24 protein-coding genes are annotated in these 24,041 nt (G+C 41.3%); 19 read left to right on the top strand and 5 right to left on the bottom strand.

Features of this window, described 5'->3' with window-relative positions; translation table 11 throughout:
* Positions 1 to 36 precede the first annotated feature (36 nt).
* From U5K35_RS13480 to U5K35_RS13465, 4 genes are read left to right on the top strand one after another with little or no spacing between them, the layout of a single operon-like run.
* Positions 37 to 846 carry a type IV pilus twitching motility protein PilT gene (locus U5K35_RS13480; RefSeq protein ID WP_322572013.1) on the top strand — a complete coding sequence of 270 codons (810 nt, stop codon included), beginning with the start codon at positions 37 to 39 and terminating at the stop codon, positions 844 to 846.
* A gap of 20 nt (positions 847 to 866) precedes the next feature.
* Positions 867 to 2,576, top strand: coding sequence for a PilN domain-containing protein (locus U5K35_RS13475; protein ID WP_322572012.1), 1,710 nt, complete (start codon positions 867 to 869; stop codon positions 2,574 to 2,576).
* A gap of 50 nt (positions 2,577 to 2,626) precedes the next feature.
* Complete coding sequence (pilO, locus tag U5K35_RS13470) at positions 2,627 to 3,445, top strand: type 4a pilus biogenesis protein PilO (RefSeq protein WP_322572011.1); 819 nt, start codon at positions 2,627 to 2,629, stop codon at positions 3,443 to 3,445.
* A gap of 17 nt (positions 3,446 to 3,462) precedes the next feature.
* Positions 3,463 to 5,331 (top strand): type II and III secretion system protein, encoded by a 1,869-nt coding sequence (locus U5K35_RS13465; protein ID WP_322572010.1) that lies wholly within the window; start codon positions 3,463 to 3,465, stop codon positions 5,329 to 5,331.
* A gap of 413 nt (positions 5,332 to 5,744) precedes the next feature.
* Here U5K35_RS13465 and U5K35_RS13460 read toward each other — a convergent pair whose 3' ends face one another.
* Positions 5,745 to 6,560 (bottom strand): alpha/beta hydrolase, encoded by an 816-nt coding sequence (locus U5K35_RS13460; protein WP_322572009.1) that lies wholly within the window; start codon positions 6,558 to 6,560, stop codon positions 5,745 to 5,747.
* 310 nt (positions 6,561 to 6,870) lie between these two features.
* On the opposite strand from U5K35_RS13460, the gene U5K35_RS13455 reads away from it, so the two are divergent.
* On the top strand, positions 6,871 to 7,518 hold the full coding sequence (locus tag U5K35_RS13455; RefSeq protein WP_322572008.1) for a lysophospholipid acyltransferase family protein: 648 nt from the start codon (positions 6,871 to 6,873) through the stop codon (positions 7,516 to 7,518).
* 369 nt (positions 7,519 to 7,887) lie between these two features.
* Positions 7,888 to 9,108 carry a VTT domain-containing protein gene (locus U5K35_RS13450; protein ID WP_322572007.1) on the top strand — a complete coding sequence of 407 codons (1,221 nt, stop codon included), beginning with the start codon at positions 7,888 to 7,890 and terminating at the stop codon, positions 9,106 to 9,108.
* A 6-nt stretch (positions 9,109 to 9,114) separates the two neighbouring features.
* Here U5K35_RS13450 and tadA read toward each other — a convergent pair whose 3' ends face one another.
* Entirely contained in the window at positions 9,115 to 9,591 is a 477-nt protein-coding gene (gene tadA / locus U5K35_RS13445) for a tRNA adenosine(34) deaminase TadA (protein WP_322572676.1), read from the bottom strand.
* A 92-nt stretch (positions 9,592 to 9,683) separates the two neighbouring features.
* Between tadA and U5K35_RS13440 the strand changes: the two genes are divergently transcribed.
* The 13 genes from U5K35_RS13440 (at position 9,684) to U5K35_RS13380 (ending at position 21,994) form a co-directional block, all read left to right on the top strand.
* Positions 9,684 to 10,211, top strand: coding sequence for an adenine phosphoribosyltransferase (locus U5K35_RS13440; protein ID WP_416221650.1), 528 nt, complete (start codon positions 9,684 to 9,686; stop codon positions 10,209 to 10,211).
* A 64-nt stretch (positions 10,212 to 10,275) separates the two neighbouring features.
* Entirely contained in the window at positions 10,276 to 10,725 is a 450-nt protein-coding gene (locus U5K35_RS13435; RefSeq protein WP_322572005.1) for a hypothetical protein, read from the top strand.
* 12 nt (positions 10,726 to 10,737) lie between these two features.
* Complete coding sequence (locus U5K35_RS13430) at positions 10,738 to 11,958, top strand: hypothetical protein (protein WP_322572004.1); 1,221 nt, start codon at positions 10,738 to 10,740, stop codon at positions 11,956 to 11,958.
* Between the two features lie 329 nt (positions 11,959 to 12,287).
* A complete protein-coding gene (gene trpE, locus U5K35_RS13425; protein WP_322572003.1) occupies positions 12,288 to 13,751 on the top strand; it encodes an anthranilate synthase component I in 1,464 nt (487 codons plus the stop codon).
* Positions 13,752 to 13,781: 30 nt separating this feature from the next.
* Positions 13,782 to 14,774 (top strand): tryptophan--tRNA ligase, encoded by a 993-nt coding sequence (gene trpS / locus U5K35_RS13420; RefSeq protein ID WP_322572002.1) that lies wholly within the window; start codon positions 13,782 to 13,784, stop codon positions 14,772 to 14,774.
* A gap of 52 nt (positions 14,775 to 14,826) precedes the next feature.
* Positions 14,827 to 15,390 (top strand): aminodeoxychorismate/anthranilate synthase component II, encoded by a 564-nt coding sequence (locus tag U5K35_RS13415; protein WP_322572001.1) that lies wholly within the window; start codon positions 14,827 to 14,829, stop codon positions 15,388 to 15,390.
* A gap of 36 nt (positions 15,391 to 15,426) precedes the next feature.
* Entirely contained in the window at positions 15,427 to 16,464 is a 1,038-nt protein-coding gene (gene trpD / locus U5K35_RS13410) for an anthranilate phosphoribosyltransferase (RefSeq protein ID WP_322572000.1), read from the top strand.
* 1 nt (position 16,465) lies between these two features.
* Entirely contained in the window at positions 16,466 to 17,248 is a 783-nt protein-coding gene (gene trpC / locus U5K35_RS13405; protein WP_322571999.1) for an indole-3-glycerol phosphate synthase TrpC, read from the top strand.
* 39 nt (positions 17,249 to 17,287) lie between these two features.
* Positions 17,288 to 17,953, top strand: coding sequence for a phosphoribosylanthranilate isomerase (locus tag U5K35_RS13400; protein WP_322571998.1), 666 nt, complete (start codon positions 17,288 to 17,290; stop codon positions 17,951 to 17,953).
* Positions 17,954 to 18,030: 77 nt separating this feature from the next.
* Entirely contained in the window at positions 18,031 to 19,218 is a 1,188-nt protein-coding gene (gene trpB / locus U5K35_RS13395) for a tryptophan synthase subunit beta (RefSeq protein ID WP_322571997.1), read from the top strand.
* A gap of 51 nt (positions 19,219 to 19,269) precedes the next feature.
* Positions 19,270 to 20,082 (top strand): tryptophan synthase subunit alpha, encoded by an 813-nt coding sequence (gene trpA / locus U5K35_RS13390; RefSeq protein WP_322571996.1) that lies wholly within the window; start codon positions 19,270 to 19,272, stop codon positions 20,080 to 20,082.
* Between the two features lie 28 nt (positions 20,083 to 20,110).
* Positions 20,111 to 21,193: a DUF4837 family protein gene (locus U5K35_RS13385; protein ID WP_322571995.1), complete on the top strand. Its 1,083-nt coding sequence runs from the start codon at positions 20,111 to 20,113 to the stop codon at positions 21,191 to 21,193.
* Between the two features lie 18 nt (positions 21,194 to 21,211).
* Complete coding sequence (locus U5K35_RS13380) at positions 21,212 to 21,994, top strand: methyltransferase (RefSeq protein WP_322571994.1); 783 nt, start codon at positions 21,212 to 21,214, stop codon at positions 21,992 to 21,994.
* A gap of 4 nt (positions 21,995 to 21,998) precedes the next feature.
* On the opposite strand, the gene U5K35_RS13375 is transcribed toward U5K35_RS13380, so the two are convergent.
* Genes U5K35_RS13375 through U5K35_RS13365 form a run of 3 tightly spaced genes read right to left on the bottom strand, consistent with a single transcriptional unit; the run spans position 21,999 to position 23,991 of the window.
* Positions 21,999 to 22,547, bottom strand: coding sequence for a phosphoribosylaminoimidazolesuccinocarboxamide synthase (locus U5K35_RS13375; RefSeq protein WP_322571993.1), 549 nt, complete (start codon positions 22,545 to 22,547; stop codon positions 21,999 to 22,001).
* The gene (locus U5K35_RS13370; RefSeq protein WP_322571992.1) at positions 22,480 to 22,956 is read right to left on the bottom strand and encodes a phosphoribosylaminoimidazolesuccinocarboxamide synthase; all 477 of its coding nucleotides are present in this window, start codon (positions 22,954 to 22,956) and stop codon (positions 22,480 to 22,482) included. Before U5K35_RS13370 ends, U5K35_RS13375 begins: the two co-directional genes overlap by 68 nt.
* A 9-nt stretch (positions 22,957 to 22,965) precedes the next feature.
* Entirely contained in the window at positions 22,966 to 23,991 is a 1,026-nt protein-coding gene (locus tag U5K35_RS13365) for a LacI family DNA-binding transcriptional regulator (protein ID WP_322571991.1), read from the bottom strand.
* Between the last annotated feature and the right edge of the window lie 50 nt (positions 23,992 to 24,041).

Below are 24,041 nucleotides of genomic sequence, written 5' to 3'. Positions count from 1 at the left end.
GGGAACAGAAACCGGCGTTATCGTGCCAACATGTATATGGATCTCGAGGCTCTGGCTCTTAATATGCGTAAGATTGATACGGAAATTCGTCCGTTCAAAACACTTGGGGTTCATCCTGAAATTGCGAAGGCACTCAGTCTGAAATATTATAAATACGGTTTAACCCTCGTAACGGGAATTACCGGTTCAGGTAAGTCGAGTACGCTTGATACGATAATAGACGCCAACAACCGAACAGTGGACGCTCATATTGTAGTCATTGCGTCACCGGTTGAATTGATTCACAATCCAATCCGAAGTGTAGTTCGTCACAGGGAAGTTGGCCGTGATGTAACATCATTTAAGGACGGAGCCGTACAGGCTCTGCGTCAGGATCCCGATGTAATTGTGATTGGTGAGCTTCGCGATCCTGAAACAATTACAACAACTCTTGAGATTACTGACTCAGGTCACAAAACATTCGGTACACTTCACACCTCATCAGCGATGGAGAGTATAGAGCGTATTTTGGGTGAGGTGTCAACTGATGAACAAGATCGTGTGAGAAATCGACTGGCTGATGTTTTAACCTGTGTTATTAGCCAGAAACTTGTCTCCAGTCTCGACGGAAAACGTGTATTGGCAAAAGAAGTACTTTTAGTTACGCCTTCTATTCGAGCCGCCATTCGCAATAACAATGTGAATGAGATCTATCAGATGTTGAATGAGGGTAGTGAACTGGGAATGAATACGATGGAGCAGGATCTAAAGCGCTTGTATGATGAAGGCAGGATTTCTAAAGAAGAAGCGTTCAACAACGCGAACAATAAGAAACGAATTCAACAACTTTTCAACGAGTTGGATTAGACTAACATAACGTATACCGGATGTTTAAATCTCGTGAATATATTGGCATTAGTCTTGAAGGCGATCATCTGAAGATTGCCCGGATTAAACCTCAAAAAAAGGGTTTTGAACTTTTGAGGCTGGATAAATTAAAATTAATCGATCCTATTAAATCCGGACGAAAAGAGTCTGCCCTGGAAGAGGATGTCTCAAGTGAAGATGTGTTCTCTGAGGAGGATTCTGATGACATTTTTGGATTAGATCTTGAAGACGAAGATGAGGATGATGATTCGGGACTGGATGAGCTTACTGAAATAGACCTGGACGACCTGGATGATTCGTCAATAGAAGATTTTGATGATACGGATCTTGTTGAAGAGTCTTCTGTAGTGAAGACCAACGAAGAATTGTTGGTTCAGTATCTGGATGACTTCAAAAAAAGTAAGGTTACGCTCGCTCTGAATATTGAATCCGGTAATACAATTTTTCAGATCGTCAAAAATGAGAACTTTAAAGAACAAAAGAAAAAAGAAGTTCAACAGGCAGTTGTAGAAAAACTTCAGGCTATTTATGGCTCAGAGCCAAATAAAGATCTGTACGAATATTTTCTGAGAGAAAACGGAAATCTGGTAATTGCTTCAATTGATGAAGAGTCTCCAACGCTACAGTTGGTATCCAGTGCCGGCGATCGTTTCGGTGAAAACTACTATATAAACGACGTTGTACCCGATGAAGTAGCGATGGTTGGCTTGTTTAGAAATCACTACGAGAAGGATGAGAAAAAAATTACCGGTTTGGTTCAGTTTAGCCCCGATAAATGCAGGATGGTTTTCGTACGCGGCCATGAGATTCTTCAAGTATCACCCGTGATAAATGAGGGAACGAAGGATAAAAATTTCTTAAATACCATCTTTTCTAAAGTACTTTTTCAGCTCGATACAGGGGAAATACCCGGTCTGGATCGATTTGTGATTTTTAATAACACGGTTGGTGAAGATGCCACGGATTTCTTCAGAAAGAATTTTCCTGATCTGAAAGTTGAAGACTTCAGGTTTGATAAAGAATTGGTTACCTACGGTGATACGATGAAAGATATCGTGCCGGGTTTTACTACGGCTATCGGTATCGCGAGTGTGGCTGCAAATGTGGGTAAAAGTGAATATCCGGAAGTCTCATTCCTTCCCGAATATGTATCTGATCGACAAAAGATTTTCAAACTTCAATGGCACGGATTTATTCTTTTGATCCTAATCGGTGCAAGCCCGGTTATCTTAAATCACTTCTATCAGGCAAATGTAGCAGAAATTGATCAGCTTCAGCAGCAGAACAATCGACTGCAAAGTGATATTCAATCCCTTCAGCCGTTGGTAGAGGAGTCTGAAGATTTGACTATGAAGTTAGGTCAGATGCAGAATCAGCTGGAGCTATTAGGTGCTTTAAGTGCTGAGAATATCAAATGGTCTGTTACAATTGATCATTTTAATCAGGCTGCAGAAGAGGTAGGCGGACTTTGGATCAATTCATTCAGGCAGAATAATGATGTTCTGATGGTTGATGGATATTCGCTCAATCGTGAAAGAATCCCCATGCTCGCAAATCAGTTCGATTCCGTTACCTTACTGTCAGTTCAAAGGGAAGAGGTGCGTGAACGGGAAGTATTTTACTTCAATATGATGATTCGATCCGTGATTGATGATACAAGCAGATATACCCCTGAAAATGTTCGAAGTCTAAATGATCTAATTAACTAATTGAGAAAAAGTCTATGTCGTACGGTCTTCGAAATACTCTGATTTTACTCTTGGCTCTGATAATTATTAATGGAGCCGGTTATGCTTACATGCACTTTGTTCAAAAAGCCGAAATTGAACAGCTTGAAGAGCGCCAGGTCAGTCTGGAAAATGATTACCGGCAGGATGTTCAAACAGCAGAGCTGGTTCCAATGCTGCGTGAGCAGTATGCGGAGGCTACAACTGTAATTGAAGGATTTGATAAGACAATATTTTCTAATAATAATGCAGATGAAATTTTTCGGTTTCTCTCTTTAATCAATGAAGGGGCCGGGGTGAATTTTAATTTCACATTTAGAGATTCAACCAGTTCGGAAGAATACGGAGTTATCAATTCTGAAATAAACGGATCCGGTCCTTACAGAAGCGTGGTACGTTTTATCAATGCCATAGAGTACAGTGAGCCGGTACAAAAAATTAATGGTGTCACGCTTTCTCCATCCGGTGAGGAAGTGGGTTATCGAAATGTTAACTTCACATTTCAATTGCAGAGTCATTACGATCGTGTAGGAGTATTTGATAACAACAACCAGACACCTGATATCGCATTCAGAACAAACGAATCCAATCATAATCCATTCTTTCCGCTTATCCGAAATGTGCCGCCAAACGAAGATGGTCTGCCAAATGTGGATCAGAGTCGAATAGTCGGCCTGACCGGATCGTCAGTGTATCTGATGGATCAGAACGGACAAATGGTTACGCTGAGAGTAAACGACAGGGTTTATCTGGGAACACTTCAACAAATTAACATGCAACAAGGATCTGCCATATTCAGGCTTAACAGAGGCGGAATTATAGACGTGGTTACACTGGAGGTACAACGATGAAATCAATCATAAATACTATGAACAGTAGAAATATAGCAGCCTTTTTGATTTGTATTTTTATCGCGATTACAGCGATAGAATCAACGACGGCGCAGGATCGTTACCCCAGGGAATTCACAAATCCTGATGAAATGATATCATTGGATCGGCGAACAACTTTCACCGAAGCCATTGATGTTTTAAATACATTTGCTCAGGAGTACGAAAATCGTTTTATCATTGATCGCACAGGGTACACGGGCCCGATTGGCGTTACACTGCCTGCTATGCACTGGCGGGAAGCGTTGGATTACATTCTGCGGGTTCAGGATTTCGTCGCTTTTGAAGAGCCTGATGTATATGAAATTGTAACACGTGCAGAGGCTGATGCCCAACAGCTCGTTCAGCGAAGAGGTGAACAAGCACAAGGGCCGGGGGCCGCACCGGGAACTGCTGCCGACTCAGAAATTCAGGTAAACACTCAAACACGAGAAGTTAGAATTAACGCTACTTTTTTTGAAGGCAGTAAAAGAGCCTTGCAGGAGATTGGTGTGGATTGGTCAACACTGACTAGCGGAGTTCCTGAAAATTTAGCTGATCTTGTAAACCAAGACGGAGGCGGTGGAGGAGGTGGAACCGACGGCCAGATTCCTACATCTGAATTTGAAAACAGTTTTGTAAATGTTAATGCCAGGGGAGCTCAAAACGTATCGCAAAATGTATTTAACTCTATTGTAAACTTTGGTGAGGTCGGAAGCAGCGGAATTGAAGTTCAGGCTCTTTTCAGTGCTTTTGAGGCTGATAACCTGGGACAGATCCTGGCTACACCTTCTGTTAAAGTTATGAATGGTGAACTGGGTAGAGTTCAGGTAGGTGAGGATTTCTCAATTAAACAGAGAGACTTTGCAGGTAATGTTACTGACCAGTTCTTCAGTACCGGTACAATTTTGGAGGTTACACCTCAAATTGTTCAGTATGCTGATACAACGTTGATCTATCTTGAAATTGAAGCTGAACGGTCTTCCGCGCAGCCCGATCCGGTTAGTACCGTTATCAGCAAACAGACGGCACAAACACATGCTCTTCTTCTGGATGGTGAGAGTACAGTAATTGCAGGTCTTTACCGAACAGAGACAGCTGAGGTTCGAAGGGGAATTCCTATTTTAAAAGATCTTCCAGGCTGGTTCTTTGGACTTAGATATCTGTTCGGATATAACTCCTCCGATATTCAGGAGAATGAATTAATTATATTATTGCAGGCTGAACTTGAAGATCCTATTGCAGAAAGGTTTGACAAACAATTCCAGTCTCAACAAGAGCTTATTGATGAGTCGCAGGAACGACACAGAAATCGTTTTGAATACGTAAGCCCTAAATCTCCGGAGCCGGCACTTGGATCAGGTGTTACTGTTGATCCAGATAATGTTGAATCGAATGAAGATATGGAAACTAACGAAGTTAATGTTGTGGAAGAGCAGGTGGAATTGACACGCACACCACAAACGATTGATGAAGATGAGATAAACAGAATAAAAGCAGATCTTGAAGCCCGTAAGCTTCAGGAAGGTAATGTAGAGGGAAGGGATCTGTCACAATACTCCGGCGAATGGCGTGAAATGGAAATGGAAAACATGAACGGAGATTATAGTGATCTTAACTTCTATGTCATTGGCGGCTCATTCCTCGTAAAAAATAATGCAGACCGGCTCTATGACCGATTTATAGATCGGGGTTATGAAGCTCACATGTTGTTTAATCCAGCTACGGATTACTACTTTGTGGCTTACAAAGGGTTTGAAGATCCTGATGAGGCCATTTCCTACACTCGTGAAATTCAGAATACCGTTCAGGAAGAAGCATGGCTGTCTCGCATCATTCGCGAAACCAGGCTAGATGTAAACAGATAGTATAGTAAGAACTTAAAACACGAAAACCTGATAGGAGTAATATCTTGTCAGGTTTTTTTATGTCCACACTATAAGTTTAAGCAGATTCCTTGGCATGTGTTTAATCGGACGACGGTTCAAATATTCTCTCTCGTCACGGTGCTCTGCTCCGGGACGGAAAGCAAGCAGCTCCGCTGCAAAAAACTTCTATTCGTACACTGTCTATATTCAATTTGTAGCCTGTCATCCCCGCCGGAAAGCCTGACTACTTTTTTCTGTCGGGGTTGCAGTAGAGGAATCTCCGAAAAGCCATTTATCATTTATTATTGCAATGATCTATAAATAGATTTATGTGCAAACGATAGATTTTTCAAAGGGGGACATCCATTTAATAAAATCAATCTGACGTAGTTCTTTTCTAAGTCCACGCTAATTTAAACAGATTCCTTTGCAGGTGCTTTATCGGACTGACGGTTCAAATACTTTAGAGTAATGCGATTGAATTCATCCGGTTTGTCGACGTTTACTACGTGTCCGCTTCCTTCAACAACTACCAGCTCACTGTGATTGAAGTCCTTGATCATCTTTTGAACGGGGGGTAAAAACATGTGATCTTCTTCGCCCATAACATAGAGGGTGGGAGCTTCCATCTCTTTCTCTTTGAAATACTTGAGCAGAGGGTTGACTTCATACGTTAGCCTGAACCATTTTAAAAACTCTTTTCGAGCCAGATTTTTGGCGTCCTTCACGAACAGAGATCTTGACTCCTCGTGATTTTTTTTTGGCATGATTACCCAGGCAAAAAGCTTGTATAGCCAGATGAAAGGCACTACTTTTTTAAACGTGTGACCGAGCCAAACTAAAACTCTGCTGCGAACATCCAGTCTGGTAATAGCTCCGCACATAATGGCGGACTTTACAATTTCCGGTTTTATTTCGGCTATTGAGCGGATGATGATAGTGCCGAGGGAAACTCCCACGAAATGTGCTTTTTCAATATTCTCCTCTTTTAACACTTCAAGTACATCGTGACTTACGGTTCGGAAGGTATATTTCTCTTTATAGTACTTTTTCATCGTACTCATCTCTTTAGACTTTCCATGTCCGCGGAGATCGACGAGGAGCACATTAAACTCATCCTTGTAGGCTTTCAATTGCTGAAACCAAATAGAAGAGGAGCCGCCTGCACCATGGACAAAAACAACCCAGTCTTTTTCCTCACTGTTATAAAATGATTTACTGTAAAGCATGAACCGTTAATGCAGAAATAGGTATTTTATTATTTGCTTTAATAACGTCACAAAATACAAATAAGATCCTCCTTTTGAAGAAATTGTTTTTCAATGCAGCGTTTACCGGCCACTTAATTCTTTTCTTTAGTCTATAAAGAGTTATTTTTGCTCTATGAAATTTATCAGGTCTCTCTTAAAAACACTGTTCACAATTGTAGCCACACTTTTTTTCTACGGATGCTATGCTATTGGTTTTTTAGTTTTGAAATTGTTCAGACAAGAAACAGGAGTCTTAAGAAACTATTGCCTGAATTTATGGGGTAAATCTGTGTGCAAGATTTTATCCATTAAGGTAGAAGTTGAGGGAACCATTCCTGAGCCGCCTTTTTTTCTTGTTAGCAATCATTTGAGCTACGTGGACATTATGATCTTCTTCAGCACTTTAAAAACCACTTTTGTTTCTAAAGCTGAAGTCAAAAATTGGCCTGTAATCGGTTTAATGGCTAGAACATTGGAAATTATTTTTATAGACAGAAGGCGTAAGTCTGATGTGGCACGAGTCAACCAGTCAGTAGCCGATCAAATATCAGAATACAAAGGAGTTGTTCTGTTTCCGGAGGGAACAACATCAAGTGGAGAATCGCTGCTTCCATTCAAACCATCCATTTTGGAACATCCGGCAAAAAGTCGGATGCCGGTTCACTATGCATATATTACGTATGAGACAGGGCCTACAGATGAAGATGCTATAAACAGTGTTTGCTGGTGGAACGATGAAACTTTCGGAAGCCACTTTTTTAAATTTGCGAGAAATCGATCCACAAAAGCTCACATATGGTTTGGTGAAGAAACGTTACACAAGGATGACAGAAAAGAGCTTGCAGCAGAACTATATAAAAAGGTGAAAACGTTACATCAAAAGAGTAGACACAATTCAGAATTGAAAGTATCTAAAGAAAAGTCCGTAAATATTTAAAGAAGGTTGAAGAAAAAAAACAGAAATATTCTACTCTTCATCCTGGGATTTTACTTAATGTTACTCGGGTTATCGTGGTTTATCCAGATTGCTTTCCCGCCTGTAGATCATCCCGGAAAGTTTGAAAAAAGTATTGAGTTGTAGATTTCAGATCAGCAGATTGAAATTACTTATCATGAACTGGGATCTGATGAGGATTTTGAGAAACCAAAACTGATCATTCTGCCGGATATCTATTACCGATCAAAAGCTGTTCTACCCATTGCAGAATCCCTGCAGGACTCATTTCACATTATTCTTCCTGAAGTTGCCGAATTTCAGGTTGGCCCAACAAGTGACAGATTTACCTTAGAACACAAATTAAATGTGTTGCATGAATTTATTAAAGAGAAAAATTTCAGAGACTTTCATCTGATCGGTCATGGATATAGCGGATTTTTATCAATACAAGCTGCAGCAGAACTGGACAGCATAAAAAGCTTAACCCTGATAGGATCCATTGGTGCACAAGAGTTAAGATTTTTGGGAAATCATCACATTAACCGGTCACTGTATAGTTTGGCAAGACCGGTTGTTTCATTCTATAAATATGCTTTTCCTCATTTCGGCTGGTATCACTCTCAAAAATTTTCGCTGGAATATATTGATGCAATAAGATATCTGGACCAGCGTGATTTTCGAGAGACTGTTGAAGATATAGATCCGCCTGTTTTGATACTACACGATGCCGATGATCAAAATGTGCCAAAATACACGGCAATAGAGACGCATCGGGTTATTCCACAAAGTAAATTGGTTTTACTGGAGGATATTCAAAACAGAGAGATATTGGCTGATGATAAGTGGAGTTCAGAAATTTCACAGTTTTTAGGTAAAGTTGAATCAGGGGAGGGAGTCAGCAGGTCTGAAGCTACCGAGCAGAGAATTGAACAGTCTTTGAAACCGTTCGATTCTGAAGATGTTGAGGCGTTGAGCGGTAAGGCATTCTTCACAATATTTATCCTCATTATGGTTTTGACAATTTTCAGTGAAGACCTATCTGTGATCGCCGCAGGACTTTTAACGGCAGCCGGTATTTTTCCTTTTATCTATGCGGTTTTAAGCTGTTTTTTGGGAATTCTTATTATAGATACAAATATCTATTGGCTTGGGAAAAAGGTGGGTAGTCCTATTTTGAAGAAAGTGCCTTTTAAATGGATGATCAAAGAAGAAGATTTGGACAGGGCACAAAATCTTTACGATATGTATGGAATGGAACTGCTATTTATAGCTCGCTTTATACCGGGTGCCCGGTTTCCTACCTATTTTTCGGCTGGTCTGCTTCGTTCAAAATTCAAAATATTCTTCACCTATTTTGCACTGTCCGTTGCGATATGGACACCTCTCTTGGTTGGTTTAACCGTATTGATTGGCCAGCCAATGCTTCGGTACCTCACTGTATACCAGGACTACGCAATCTGGATTTTGGTAGTGACGATTTTATTGATCTATCTAATTTTTAAGGTCGGAATTCCATTAACTACCATACGGGGCAGAAGAAGACTGCTGGTGAAGTGGTCGAGATTTTTGCAGCGTTTTCAAAGGAATTAATCCGGGTTAACGCTTAGTATCAAAAAACCTCTTCAAAATAAATTCACAATCCATTTCCATCACACCGTGTATAATTTCTGTTTGATGATTTAATTTTTTATTGGCTGCTATATTGAATATCGAACCACAGCCGCCTGACTTTTCATCAAGTGCACCAAACACAACTCGTTTTAACTTTGACCATACAATTGCACCACTGCACATTGCGCAGGGTTCCAGTGTAACATATAAAGTACAATCTGAAAGATATTTTGTGGAGAGTGTATCACAAGCGGCTGAAATGGCAATCATTTCTGCGTGTGCGGTAGGGTCATTCAAGCGCTCAACCTGATTATAACCTTTTCCAACAATTCTATTTTCATACACAACAACAGCCCCAATGGGCACTTCATCTTCATCAAAAGCTTTCTCAGCAAGATGGAATGCTTTCATCATAAATAAATCATGATTTAATTTGGGATTCGAGCCTTTTCCATTAAACATTTGCAGCAAAAAATATTATGTTTAGTGCTTCACGATTATTCGTAACTAACTTATAGCGAATTTGTTAAGGAATGTCATTTGATGATACACACATTGACCTGAAAAAGATACTGAAAGAAAATATCCGTTCAGTAAAAGATTTCCCTAAAGAAGGAATTATATACAAAGATATTACACCGCTTTTAAATGATAAGTATCTTTTAGAACTTACATCCAGATTACTTGCTGAACCGTTTCGGGGTTTTCGCATAGACTATGTAGCAGGTTTGGAATCGCGCGGTTTTCTTTTTGGAACTAATTTGGCACAGGATTTACATGCGGGATTCATTCCAATCCGCAAACCAAATAAACTACCGGCAGAAACGGTTTCGGTAGAATATGAACTTGAATACGGAACAGATACTTTAGAAATACATAAAGATTCCATAAACCCGGGCGATAACGTTCTTATACACGATGATTTGGTTGCAACAGGCGGATCTGCAATGGCGGCAACCCGTTTGATAGAGAAGTTAGGAGGCAATATTATCGGATATTCATTTGTGATGGAGATTGAGTTTCTGAAAGGCCGTGAAAGTTTGAACCAAACCGTTCCATTTCATTCAATTTTAAGCGTTTAAGAAACAAAAAAGCATTTTTCGAATATATAACCAATAATCACTAAAACATCATAAACTAACTACTATGGCAAAACCAACAATTACCACACTCGCAATGTGTGTTGCTATCTTGTTTGGCGCTGCAGCTTGTGGACCTTCGTTAGTTATCCAGAATGTGGATTACTCACAGCCGATCGAAAGCGTGCTGAGTCCGGATTCAAACAACGAAGTACACGACCAGCGATATGCGATTAAATTCAACGTATCCAATCTTCTTGAAGAAGAAGGTACATCATCTGTAGATCAGATCAGGTTGATTCGCAACAATGCAGGATACTACTTTGTAACTGCTGCGGGTTTCAATAATGTCTATGTCTTTGAAACAGATGAAGGCGAACTTAAGCTGAAGAATAAAATCGAGATTACAGGGCAAGGATTAGGGCAACCGGCTTTTAATCAGCGAGACAATTACATCGAACTTGTAGATCGAGCTTCAGGAAATACCTATAATCTGAACCATGAAGGACGAAACTAAGAGACTAATACAATGAAGAAAACAATCAACCAATCACTTTCTATATTAGCTGCTCTTTTATTCGTTGTTAGTTCAACTGTTGTTGCTCAGCAGTCTGACTATCAGATTCAGCAGGACTTTAGAGCAGAATATTCAGAACTCGTAAATCGAGTGGATAATGCAGTTAGTTCAGAAGATCTTGAAGGCTTAAACGCTGATATTGATGGACTTGAAGCAGAATATTCCGAATACTCAGATATCATTGATGCAGCACTTTACCCTGAAACATTTTCAGAGAATATTAGCGACTTAAGAAGTCGATATGCCGCATCAGAGCAAAATATCTCAGTAATTGAGCAACTGAATGAACGCATTCGCGGGATGATGGAAGAACTCGATCAGTTCAGAAATCAAATGGCTAACCTGGATGAAGAGCAGGCAGATCTGAAACAACAGCTGGATCGTTCCTCTGCGAACGAGAGAAGGCAAGCCGCCTTGATTCGCCAGTACAGACAAAATCTCGAACAGAGAGATGCATTCGTTACAGAATTTCTTGAAAATCTGATGACGAAATATCAATCCATGGATGCATCCACTCAGTCTGAAATTTCTGACGCAGCTGAAAGACTGGAAGACAATCCTGTTGAAGTTCTTAAAACCATAATTTCAGAGTACACAAGTACAGCGGATCAAAGTTCTGATCTCTCTTCTGCAGACTATCTGGCTATGAGAGCTCAGCACGGCTACTTTGTTGATGTCTGGAACAGAATTGGAGACCGGTTAACCAATACGTTTACTCCGGATTCACCGGTTCAGGAACGTCAGGAAGTTTCTGATTTGCTTGCTGCATACCAAGCCAGCGTTGATAACAAACTGTGGAATGCGCTATCAACATCTTTCAATCAGAATGGTATCGAATTGGGATCGTTTACAAGTTCTGATACATTCTTTGATGCCATCGGAATTTATGTTGGTAATGCCGCTGAAGCTGCGCTTGAATCGAATAGTGAAGAAGATTACGAGGCATATCGCAACTTTGCCAACTACTGGAACTCCACAGTTAAAGGTGAGTGGGGCGAACTCTTAATTGAGGGTAACGTACTTACAACAGCGCAAATGGCTGAAGTTGATGTACAACTGGGAACATGGGGAGAAAACGCTCCTCCAACATCAAACCTGATGTTTATCCTGTTTCTTATCAGTCTTGCCGTAATTCTTGGTCTTGTAGTACTACTCGTGACCAAGAAAAGCTAATAACTGATTCTAAAGATCATTTTGACTAAGCCGGCTTCAATTTATTGAGGTCGGCTTTTTTTTGTGATAGAATCTTCGGTAATAACAGAATCAGTAAGACAGTCCGTCAAGGTCCAAATGACGATATCGATATCCCGAATATTTCTGTTGCATTTCATCTGATCAAGCAATAGTTTCTATCCGTATGAATAAGCAAAACGTACATATGAATTGGTGGTGGCCGGCTCGAAATATTTCGGCAGTGGAATCACTATGATGTAAATACGTTTTAGAAAGATTTGATAAACCCGCTGCCGTATTACGGAAGCGGGTTTTTTTATTTAAACTTTATGGACTTTAAACATTTTTCTGAGTTAGCAAAAAACTATACGGCTATTCCGATTTATCGGCGAATGATGGCCGATATATTGACCCCGGTATCTCTTTTTCTTTCGATTCGTGAAGGATCCACACATCCATTTCTGTTTGAATCGGTTGAAGGCGGAGAGCATTTGGCCAGATACTCATTTTTAGGTTGTAACCCGTATCAGGTTCTCTCTTTTGATGGATCTAAGGTTCTACTGAAGCAGTCGGACGGTCAGGCCGATAGGTTAGAAATGGACTATTTTACAGCGTTGGAACAGTTAACTACGCAGCACAGTGAACCAAATCTGCCGGACCTTCCCAGGTTGACAGGCGGAGCGGTCGGATTTTCATCCTATGATACGGTAAGACAGGTTGAAACTCTTCCAAATGCCCCCGAAGATGATCTTGATCTGCCTGAAGCGATATGGGCTTTTTATGATGAGGTATATGCTTTTGATCACGTGAAGCAGCAGATCATTTTAATGAAAACACTTTTTGTGGATGAAGATTCTGATCTGAAAGAGTTATATCAAAAGGGTCAGTCAGCTTTGGATCGGATGGAAAAGAAAGCGAACCGTCATCCCTCAGTTCCCGGAGAGTTTGAGCTCAACACATCAGAGCTGAAAAGTAACATTGGTGAGTCGCATTTTCATAAAATTGTAAAAAGAGCGAAGGAGTATATTTTTGAAGGGGATATTTTCCAGGTTGTCCTTTCTCAGCGATTTGAAGTGCCATTTCAGGGAGATAAGTTTACTCTCTACAGGGCACTGCGAATGGTAAATCCATCACCGTACCTCTTTTTCCTTGAGTTTGATGGATTTTCACTGGTTGGTTCCTCACCGGAGGTATTGGTCAGAACTACAGACAGAAATGCCCGATTGCTGCCGATTGCAGGAACCCGACCGAGAGGGAAATCCCATGAAGAGGATCTTGAACTTGAGGAAGATTTAAAAAACGATCCCAAAGAGATAGCCGAGCATATCATGCTGGTCGATTTAGGACGAAATGATCTTTCCAGGGTTTGCAAAGCGGGCACGGTAAAGCTGGAAAGAAATATGGCCATTGAGCGCTTCTCTCATGTAATGCACATTGTATCGGATGTGGTTGGAGAACTCGCGGATGATAAAAGTTCTGTAGATGCATTAATGCAGTGTTTTCCCGCCGGTACGGTAAGCGGGGCGCCCAAGATCAGGGCGATGGAAATTATTGATGAACTTGAAACAACAAAGCGCGGCCCATATGCCGGAGCCGTAGGATATTTTGATTTTTCAGGCAACATGGATACTTGTATTGCCATCCGGACCATGGTTGTGACAGATCAGTCTGTTTTTATTCAGGCCGGTGCCGGTATTGTTGCAGACAGTGATCCGGAAAAAGAGTTTGAAGAAACTAAAAATAAGGCCGGAGCACTTGTCGAAGCTCTGAGTGTTGCTTTGGAAATTACGTAACGGAAATTGGATATAACTGACAACTAAAAGATGACGAAAGAAAAAACGATTTTATCAGGAATTCAGCCATCAGGAAAACTTCACATCGGAAATTATTTTGGCGCAATGCGTCAGCATATTCAGATGCAGGAGGAGGGAGACGCATTCTACTTTTTGGCAAACTACCACTCCTTAACCTCTCTGACCGATGGTGATTTATTGAAAGAATATACGACGGATGTGGTTCTTGACTATCTGGCTCTTGGGCTCGACCCGAAGAAGTGTACGTTTTTTGCTCAATCTGATGTACCGCAAACCACAGAGCTGGCATGGATCCTGGGAACATTGACACCCGTTTCAATGATGGAAAAAGGAGTTTCCTACAAAGACAAAATCGCAAACGGATTGAGCCCGAATATCGGACTGTTCACCTACCCGATTCTACAGGCCGCCGATATTTTGATCTATCACTCTGACCTGGTTCCTGTAGGAGAGGATCAGAAACAGAATATTGAAATTTCCCGGGATCTGGCCGGAAAACTTAACCGTGCATATGACAAGGAACTCTTGAAAATTCCCGAAGAGTATATCGTAAAAAGCGTAGCTACAGTACCGGGTATTGACGGGCGAAAAATGAGTAAATCGTACGGTAATACCATTGATATATTTGCGGAGGGTAAAGCCCTGAAAAATCGGGTTATGGCTATTCAAACAGACTCTACGGAACTTGAGGACCCCAAAGATCCGGATACCTGTAATGTCTATTCGCTGATCAAACTTTTTGCTGAAGAGGATAAACAGAAAGAGATTGCTGAAAAGTACAGAGCGGGCGGCTACGGATACGGCCATGCAAAAAAAGAGTTACTTGGTATGATAGAAAACTACTTTGCGGAAGCCAGAGAAAGAAGAAACGAACTCGCCAATGATATGGACTACGTACACGATGTGCTTCGCGATGGAGGAAAGAAAGCCAGGGAGCGTGCTGAACAGGTGATGGAACCGATTCGGAGTGCTACAGGTTTATTCAGAAGCTTTGATTATTAATGGCTATTAAACTGCTCATACAAAGAGACGATACATACCACTCAAAAGAAATATGATTTTAATAATCGACAATTACGATTCGTTTACCTATAACCTGGTGCATATTGTCGCTTCGGTTACGGATGATTACAAAGTGATTCGAAATGATGTAATGACGGTGGAAGAAATACGTGAACTGAATCCGGACAAAATTTTGATTTCACCGGGCCCCGGGCGTCCCGAAAATGCAGGAATTACAGAAGAAATTATTCGTGAATTTGGGTCAGAAATTCCAATCCTTGGAGTATGTCTGGGCCATCAGGCGATTGGCAATGTGTTTGGTGCCAAAGTAGTTCATGCTCCAAGTTTGATGCATGGTAAAACATCAAATATCAATCACGATGGTAAGTCGGTTTTTAATAACGTCGACGAACATTTTATAGCCACGAGGTATCACTCTCTGGCATTAGATTCAACAACCATACCTGATGAGCTGGAAGTAACGGCCGAAACAGATGATCATGTCATCATGGGAGTACGTCACAAAGTACATCCGATTGAAGGTATCCAGTTTCATCCCGAAAGTATCTTAACAACAGAAGGACCGAAAATTGTTAAAAATTGGATACTGAGTTGAAGTATCAGATAACAGTTAAAAATCAATTAATCTATTTTGAGCAAAGAATTTACAAGCTATTTAGAGAAAATTTCTATCCTTGAGAATCTGCATCCTGAAGAAGCTAAATCTGCGATGACTGATATTCTCAACGGTGATGTAACAGATTCTGAAGTTGCAGCTTTTCTGATGGGGATGAGGGTTAAAGGAGAAACGGTTGAAGAGCTGACCGCATTTGTAGAGGTGATGCGAAACGCATCTGTTACCGTTGAAGTGGATACCAAAGGTGCAGTAGATTTATGCGGTACCGGAGGTGATAAATCCGGGACGTTTAATATCTCCACAGCCGCTATGTTTGTAGTAGCCGGAGCGGGAGTTCCAGTTTTAAAACACGGCAACCGTAGCGTATCGAGTAAAAGCGGGAGTTATGACGTGCTTGAAGAGTTAAATGCTGTGCCAAACCTTGATAAAAAGAAGTCTGAAATGCTCTACAATGAAACCGGTATGGTGTTTATGTTTGCTCCAAATTTTCATCCGGCCATGAAATATGTGATGCCCGCCCGAAGAGCAATGAAACTCAGAACATTTTTCAATATGCTGGGACCACTGTTGAATCCCGCGGATGTAGAGAATCAGGTTGTAGGTGCTTTCAGTAAAGATGCTGCAGCTAAGATGGCACAGATTCTTTCAAATTTGGATACCAAGAGCGCATACACGCTTAATGCACATGATGGCCTTGATGAAGTTACTTTGACCGGTCAAAGCGAAATATTTGAATTAAAATCACATCTGTCCAACAGTTCTATTACGTTCGATCCAAAATCATTGGGTTATGAACGCGTTGAAGCTGAAGAACTCCTTGGAGGGGATGCCAAAGTTAATGCCGGAATCATCAAAGATGTGATGCAGGGTGAGTCGACCGAAGCACAGCGCAATATTGTAACATTGAATGCCGCTTTTGCTATTCACGCAGCGGGTGCCGCAGAATCACTGAAAGACGCAAATGAGATGGCGATCAAAAGTGTTGAATCCGGTGAAGCCAATCGCAAGCTGCAGCAGTTTATCAAAGAATCTCAAAAAGTGGCGCAGGCCTGATATGGCATCTATTCTTGATAAGATCACCGAAAAAACGATTGAAGATCTGAACAAAAGGAAACGGAAAGTTTCGCTCAGGGATTTTGAATCCTTTCCGGAGTTTGAAAAACCTCGAAAATCGCTATCCGACGCTTTAGGTAAAGATAAAACCCTTTCAATTATCGCTGAAATTAAGAAAGCATCGCCATCCAAAGGAGTTATTCGTAATGATTTTGATCCGGTAAAAATTGCGGATCAATATATCGAATCAGGTGCAGCGGCAATTTCCGTTTTAACAGATGAGCCATTTTTTCAGGGATCACTTCAGTACCTGGAAAGTATTTCCGGCTTAAGCCCGATTCCGCTTCTCAGAAAGGATTTTATTGTCGATCCGTATCAGGTAAAGGAAGCGCGGGCTTTTGGTGCTGATGCTATTTTACTTATTGCTACAATCTGCGAGGGAAATCAACTTTCTGAGCTGTTAGCCGCAGCAAAAGAATTTGAAATGCAGGCTCTGGTAGAGTGTTATCATTCTGAAGAGGTAGAGGCGCTCAATTGGAAAGAAATTGAGATTCTAGGAGTCAATAATCGTAATTTAGCAACGTTCGAAGTCGACCTTCATCGAGGAATTGATCTTTTAAAACAGGCTCCCGAACATGTAGTTACAGTATCTGAAAGCGGGATCCATAAAAAAGAAGATCTTCAGAAGTTACAAGAAAATGGTATCCATGCGGCACTTATTGGGGAGCACTTTATGAAGCAAAAAATACCCGGTAATGCATTAAAAGAACTGCTTGACTACTGAGAGCTGAAATGAATATTCATTTAATACATATCAAACAAAATGTTTGCTGAACCAGAAAAAAGAACCAAAGTAAAAATTTGCGGTTTAACTACACTCGAAGATGCCCGGTTTGTCTCCGGTGCGTTGGCCGACTACCTTGGATTCATCTTTTATCCCGACAGCCCCAGATATATTGAACCGGCAAAAGCGGGAGCGATTATTAACTGGCTCGAAGGACCGGGGAAAGTAGGAGTTTTTGTGAACCAGCCCCTGGATGATGTGAACAGCATTTCCAAGCAAACCGGGATTGATTACGTGCAGCTTCATGGAAATGAGTCTCCTGATTACTGTGCTTTGGTTGAAAAACCTATCATTAAGGCTTTTCATATCAAAAAAGACACGGATCCTGCGAAATTGGAAAGTGTTATTGAACCGTATCTGGATCAAGTGGACTACCTGCTTTTTGATACAAAAAGTGATACGGAATGGGGAGGAACCGGACAGACGTTCAATTGGAAGATTTTAGAAGAAATTTCAAACGACAAGCCGTTCTTTTTGTCAGGCGGTCTGAATGCAAAAAATGTCCAGGATGCGATTCAAGCCGTCGAGCCTTATGCCGTTGATCTATCCAGCGGACTTGAGGAATCACCAGGGTTAAAAGATTTCGATAAAATTGAACTCTTTTTTGATAAAATGCGTGATATCTGGGAAGAACAGGAACTCTAAATTTCCTGCTTTCAAAAGGTGATATCAGCAAAGACACAACAGATTACCATTGTTTTAAATTATTTACGGATTCAATCATGAAGTACACAGCACCAACAAAAGCAGGTTATTTTGGACGATTTGGCGGTAAGTTTGTCCCTGAAATCCTTATACCTGCACTTGAAGAGCTTGAGCAAGCTTACCTGGAAACCCTGGATGATCCGGTTTTCCAAAAAGAGTATCATGATTTGCTAAATGAGTATGTGGGAAGGCCAACAAAACTCACTTTTGCGGATCGGCTTACCGAGCATTACGGCAAGGCAAAGATCTACTTTAAACGTGAAGATCTGTGCCATACCGGAGCTCATAAGATCAACAATGCTATCGGCCAGCTTTTGCTCGCAAGAAAAATGGGTAAAACCCGAATAATTGCGGAAACCGGTGCGGGTCAACACGGGGTGGCAACGGCTACCGCCTGTGCCAAGTTTGGGTTCGACTGCGTAATCTATATGGGCGAAGAGGATATGCATCGCCAGAAATTGAACGTAGAGCGTATGCGACTTTTGGGAGCTGAAGTCAGGTCGGTTGTAAGCGGATCAAAAACGTTAAAGGATGCTACAAATGAAGCGATCCGCGATTGGGTAACGAATGTAGAAAATACATTCTACATCATCGGCTCTGTTGTGGGTCCACATCCCTACCCAATGATGACCCGGAATTTTCATCGTGTGATTGGTGAAGAGACTAAAAATCAGCTTATCAAAGCAGAAGGCTCGTCACCTGACTATCTTATTGCCTGCGTTGGAGGTGGGAGTAATGCAATAGGATTTTTCTATCCTTTTATTGAAGACGATTTTGTGAAAATGATCGGCATTGAAGCAGCCGGCTTAGGTGCGGACACAGACAAAACTGCTGCCACCATTACCAAGGGAACTCCCGGAGTTTTGCACGGCTCTCTAAGTTATCTGCTTCAAAGCGATGAAGGGCAGATCCAGTTGGCTCACTCGGTAAGTGCCGGATTGGATTATCCGGGAATTGGGCCGGAACATGCTCACCTTCACGACACTAAACGAGTTCACTACTACGGGGTTACCGATCAGCAGGCGATGGATGCCGTCAAATTGGTTTCGGAGAAAGAAGGTATAATTCCGGCTATTGAAACCGCACACGCGCTGGCATATCTGGACACGTTAATGCCTACGACTCAAAAAGATGAAATTGTGGTCGTAAACTTCTCAGGCAGAGGTGATAAAGACATGAAAACTATTTCGGACTGGTTCGCATAAACGATTTAATTAACAAGTCATTGATTTTAAAATTCAGCTAACATCCTGCAGATGAAAAAAACGATTTCACGAATTGAAGCTACATTTCAGAAAAGAGAGAATGACGATAAAATTATGTCGTTGTTTATTACGGCCGGTTTTCCGGACCTTGATTCTACTGTTGATTTAATCCTCGGATTTGAAAAAAACGGGGCTGATATCATTGAATTGGGTATGCCGTTCAGTGATCCTCTGGCTGATGGGCCAACCATCCAAAAGGCCAGTACTCAAGCTATTGAAAATGGGATTACGATGAACAAAATATTTGATATTGTTCAAGAGGTTCGGAAAAGCTCTCAAATCCCAATTATTTTGATGGGATACATCAATCCTGTACTTAGATATGGTGTAGCAGAATTTTGTAAAAAAGCCTCTGAAAGCGGTGTGGATGGATTGATTATACCGGACGCGCCTTTGGAAGAATCGTCCATTATTTCGGAAGAAGCTGAGAAAAACAGCCTTGATCTTATCTATTTGATTGCTCCAAATTCTACAGATGAACGAATGAGGAGAGTGGATGAAGTAAGTTCAGGATTTGTTTACTGTGTATCCGTTACCGGAGTTACGGGAGCGCGACAAGGAGATGAAGTTGCCAAATCAGTGAGCAGATTTATTGACCGGGTGAATACAAACGTAACGAAAACACCCAAGCTAGTAGGATTTGGTATAAAAAATTACAGTGATGCTCAGGTTATTTCAAAAGAATTGGACGGATTTATCGTTGGAAGTGCACTGATTAATACAATCGAGCAGAATTACCCTAATGAAGATTGGCAAAAATCCGTTTTTCAGTTTGTTAAAGAATTGAAATTTGGAAATATTTGACCCATCAAATTTAAACTTACAGATGACTATGAATTCTAAACTATTTCTGATTCCCATAATTCTTACCCTATTCATTGTTTCTGCTTGTGAATCAGACTACAGGCCAATGTCTTTCGGACAGGTGGATGAGGTGATTGTTGTAATGGACTCGACAAAATGGAACAGTGAAACCGCGCTGGCTATTGAGGAGACTTTCGGAAAGGCGATTGAAACACTGCCAAGTTACGAACCGACATACAGACTTAATTTCAAAGATTTTCGAAATAACGAAGAATTGGATCAGTTGCGAGAGAGTAAAAATCTTATTTTTGCCGCTCCGATTGATTCCGAATCCAATGTGGCCGCGTTCATCCGTGCTGTATTGAGTGATGAAATCGAAGAGAGGGTAAGAAGCGGAGAAAGTTTTGCATTTCCACTTGAGGATAGATGGGTTCGCGACCAATGGACTTTGATATTGACTTCGAATGATGATGAGGAGCTTTCAGAGAAGATCAGAAATTCCGAAGAATCGCTGGTTGACCATTTGATGGATCGTGAGTTTGAAAGAAGAACTGAGGAAATCTACAGAAGAGGTGAGCAGGTAGCCATCAGTGACTCACTTTGGGAAAACCACGGTTGGAAAGTACGAATGCAGCATGATTATATCGAAACGGTTGATACAACCAATGTAAAAGTGTGGAGGCGATCACTGCCGGATAATGATCGCTGGTTACTGGCGTGGTGGAAGGATGATGTCCCCTCTGCTGATATTATCGATGAGGATTGGATAAACGCCACTCGTGATTCACTTTTGCAAAAGTATGTACAGGGGACTAGAGAAGGATCTTATGTAACAACCGAGTATAGCGATCAGCGTGCAGTGATAACTGAAGAGATGGAATTAGACAGTCGCCTTACCGGCTTTGAAACACTCGGAACCTGGAAAATGACGAACGATTTTATGGGTGGGCCATTTGTCAACTTCTTTTATCACGATCCAGAAACAGAACGATTGTTTATGCTTGAGTATGGTCAGTTTGCACCAAGTGTGAGTAAACGACGATTTGTAAGACAGTTCCGGGCTATGGGTCGGACTTTTGAAGCAGATTCAACCTGGAATTCAACAAATTAGACGTCACAGACTCCTATAATGGATTTCCCAAAGCAGCAGATCGTCAATCGATTTTCTGAATCAGCTCAAGATTACGATCAATTTGCTAGAATACAGGAAGAGACTGCAGAGCGACTTGCCAAAGCTCTAAGCCCATGGCAGTTCTCTATTCCGGAAGGACCGGTTATTGAAGTAGGTGCGGGGACAGGTCTGCTTACACAGCACATCGCAAAAATGTATTCCAACAGGGAAGTTCTTGTTACAGATGCTTCTGATGAGATGTTGCAGCTTAATAAAAAGAAGCTGTCTGATCACACCCATCTTCAATATCAGAATATGGATGTTGAATCTGCCGAATGGGAAGAAGAAAAATACTCCCTCATAACGTCCAACTTTCTGCTTCACTGGCTAAAACATCCTGCTGAGACCGTTGCCAAAATGCTTCCCTCGCTTAAACCCGGCGGGTTATTGCTAATGTCCTTTCCCGGTGATGATACCTTCCCACAGTGGCGCAAAAACTGTCTTGATCTGGGATTGCCATATACCGGTAATCCTCTGCCCGATTTAGAAGAAATTGTTATAAAGCTATCGATGGGGCCTGTAAAAGTTGATTACTATGAAGATCAGACAAATCTTGAATATTCGTCGGTTTATGAATTCTACCGGGAATTAAAGAATTCCGGCTCAGGCACTAGCCTGACCGGAAAAAAGCTTAGCACTAAACAGCTGCGGCTGCTGGATAACTATTGGAGAGAGAAAAACAACGGAAAGGTGAATGTTCACTACCACACGGCATTTATTGCGGTAAAACGGGATCTTTGAAAAATCAGACGTACTGCTTAAAAGCTTGATCCAGATCTGAGCTGATATTTCTGATTATTTTCGGCTCAAAAGTAGTGCCGGATAACGTTTCAAACAGTTCGGAATAGCGTTGATAGATACTCCATCGAAATTGATCGGGCAGATCGGGTAGTGATTGGCCATCCTTTCCCTGAAAATCGTGCTCCATCAGCCACTCCCGCAAGAACTCTTTTGAAAGTTGTCGCTGTGGTTCCCTGTTCTTTTGTCGTTCCTCGTAACCATCCAGGTAGAAATAGCGAGAGGAGTCTGAGGTGTGGACTTCATCAATAAGGGTTAATTCACCTTCATAAATACCAAATTCATACTTCGTATCTACAAGTATCAATCCCTGTTCCTCAGCTACTTTAGTACCGCGTTCAAACAGTTGAAAAGCAACGGATCGTATTTGTTTCCAAAGGCTTTTATCGACGATATTTCGATTCAAAATATCTTCTTCAGAAATATCTTCATCGTGACCTTCGGTCGCTTTTGTGGCAGGAGTGAGAATTGGGCTCGGGAAATTTCTGATGTTCAATCATTCCGTCCGGCATTCGTACGCCACATATCTCCCGGGCTCCAGAGCGGTATACTCTCCATGCGTGTCCTGTCAGATATCCCCGAATCACAACTTCAATGGGAATCGGTTCACATTTTTTAGCGATTGTAACATTGGGGTGAGGTACATCAATAATATGGCTGGGCACGATGTCTTCAACTTTACTGAATGAAAATTCAGACAGCTGATTTAGAATTTGCCCCTTGAATGGAATAGCCTGCCTCATAATGTGATCAAATGCAGAAATTCTGTCTGTAACTACGATTCCCAGGGTTTTTTCATTCAACGAATAAACATCTCTGACTTTTCCTCTGTAAGGTTCATCAATTTCCGGTAGTGTGGTATTTGATGTAGTTATACAGTGAGTGAGCGCCTCCTGCTGATCCATTCTACTGATCTATTTATTTGGATTATTTGTTGAGTTCCGGGCTACCAAAACAGGGTCTATAGCAATTTGAAGTTTATTCTCTCTATCCCCGGCAATGATTTCGGCCAATCTATTTGTGGCCTGAACACCGATGGAATACATTTTTTGATCCATGGTTGTTAAATCCAGGTACTTCGTAAACTTAATGTTGTCGTATCCCATCAAACCGATGTCTTGAGGAACCCGTATGCCAAGCTTATTAAGTGCGTGATAAGCTCCGATTGCCTGAGTATCGTTGGCACAGAAAATGGCATCAGGAAATTCGCCTAGTTTATCGTATTCGTAGATTGCCTCAAATCCTGCCTCTTCAGTAAAACCGGCATGTTTTGTACTAATCCCTGTGAGAAAAAGATCCCTATTGATTGGCATTTTAAACTCTTTCAAAGCATCAATAAAACCTTGCTCGCGTAACATGCCTGCTTTTGTTTCCAGGGCAGGGCGGATCAAACCAATATTCTTGTATCCTTGTTTTACAAGGTGCTCACCGGCAATAAAGCCGCCTTTTCGATGATTCAAATCGATATAGTCATATTCCGGATGTGAACTGCCGATAAGCACGATTGGCATTCCCGAAGCCTGAATTTGACGATGAATACTTTCATCAATATCTATACTGATGCTGATTACAGTATCAGCTGTTCCCCGGTTAAAAAAGTTTTCAATTCCCTCTTTAGGATTTTTTGAACCTGTATTGTAGATGACGATATCAAGATCCATGGCGTCAATTTCATCCTTTACACCCTTTAGTACTTCATTATAATAGGGTGTTGTAAAAGAGGGGACCGCAATAGCTAACATTTGCGGTTTTCTGCTGGCAAGTTTTCTTGCACTAACCTGAGGACGAAAATTTAATTCATCAATTGCCGTCTGAACTTTCTCTTTTGTTTTATCAGACACATTGGGCGAGTTATTTAATACACGCGATACCGTCGAAATAGCAACACCTGCGCGGCTGGCTACCTGGTAAATGGTAATTTTTTTGTTTTGAGGTTTCATTCGAATATTGGTTTGTTATGATCCTTAAAAGAATACAAAAAATTAAAATA

It is taken from the genome of Rhodohalobacter sp., assembly GCF_034521535.1.
GTDB lineage: Bacteria > Bacteroidota > Rhodothermia > Balneolales > Balneolaceae > Rhodohalobacter.
Note: the sequence above shows the minus strand (reverse complement) of the source record. Positions and strands in the feature narration are given on the sequence as shown.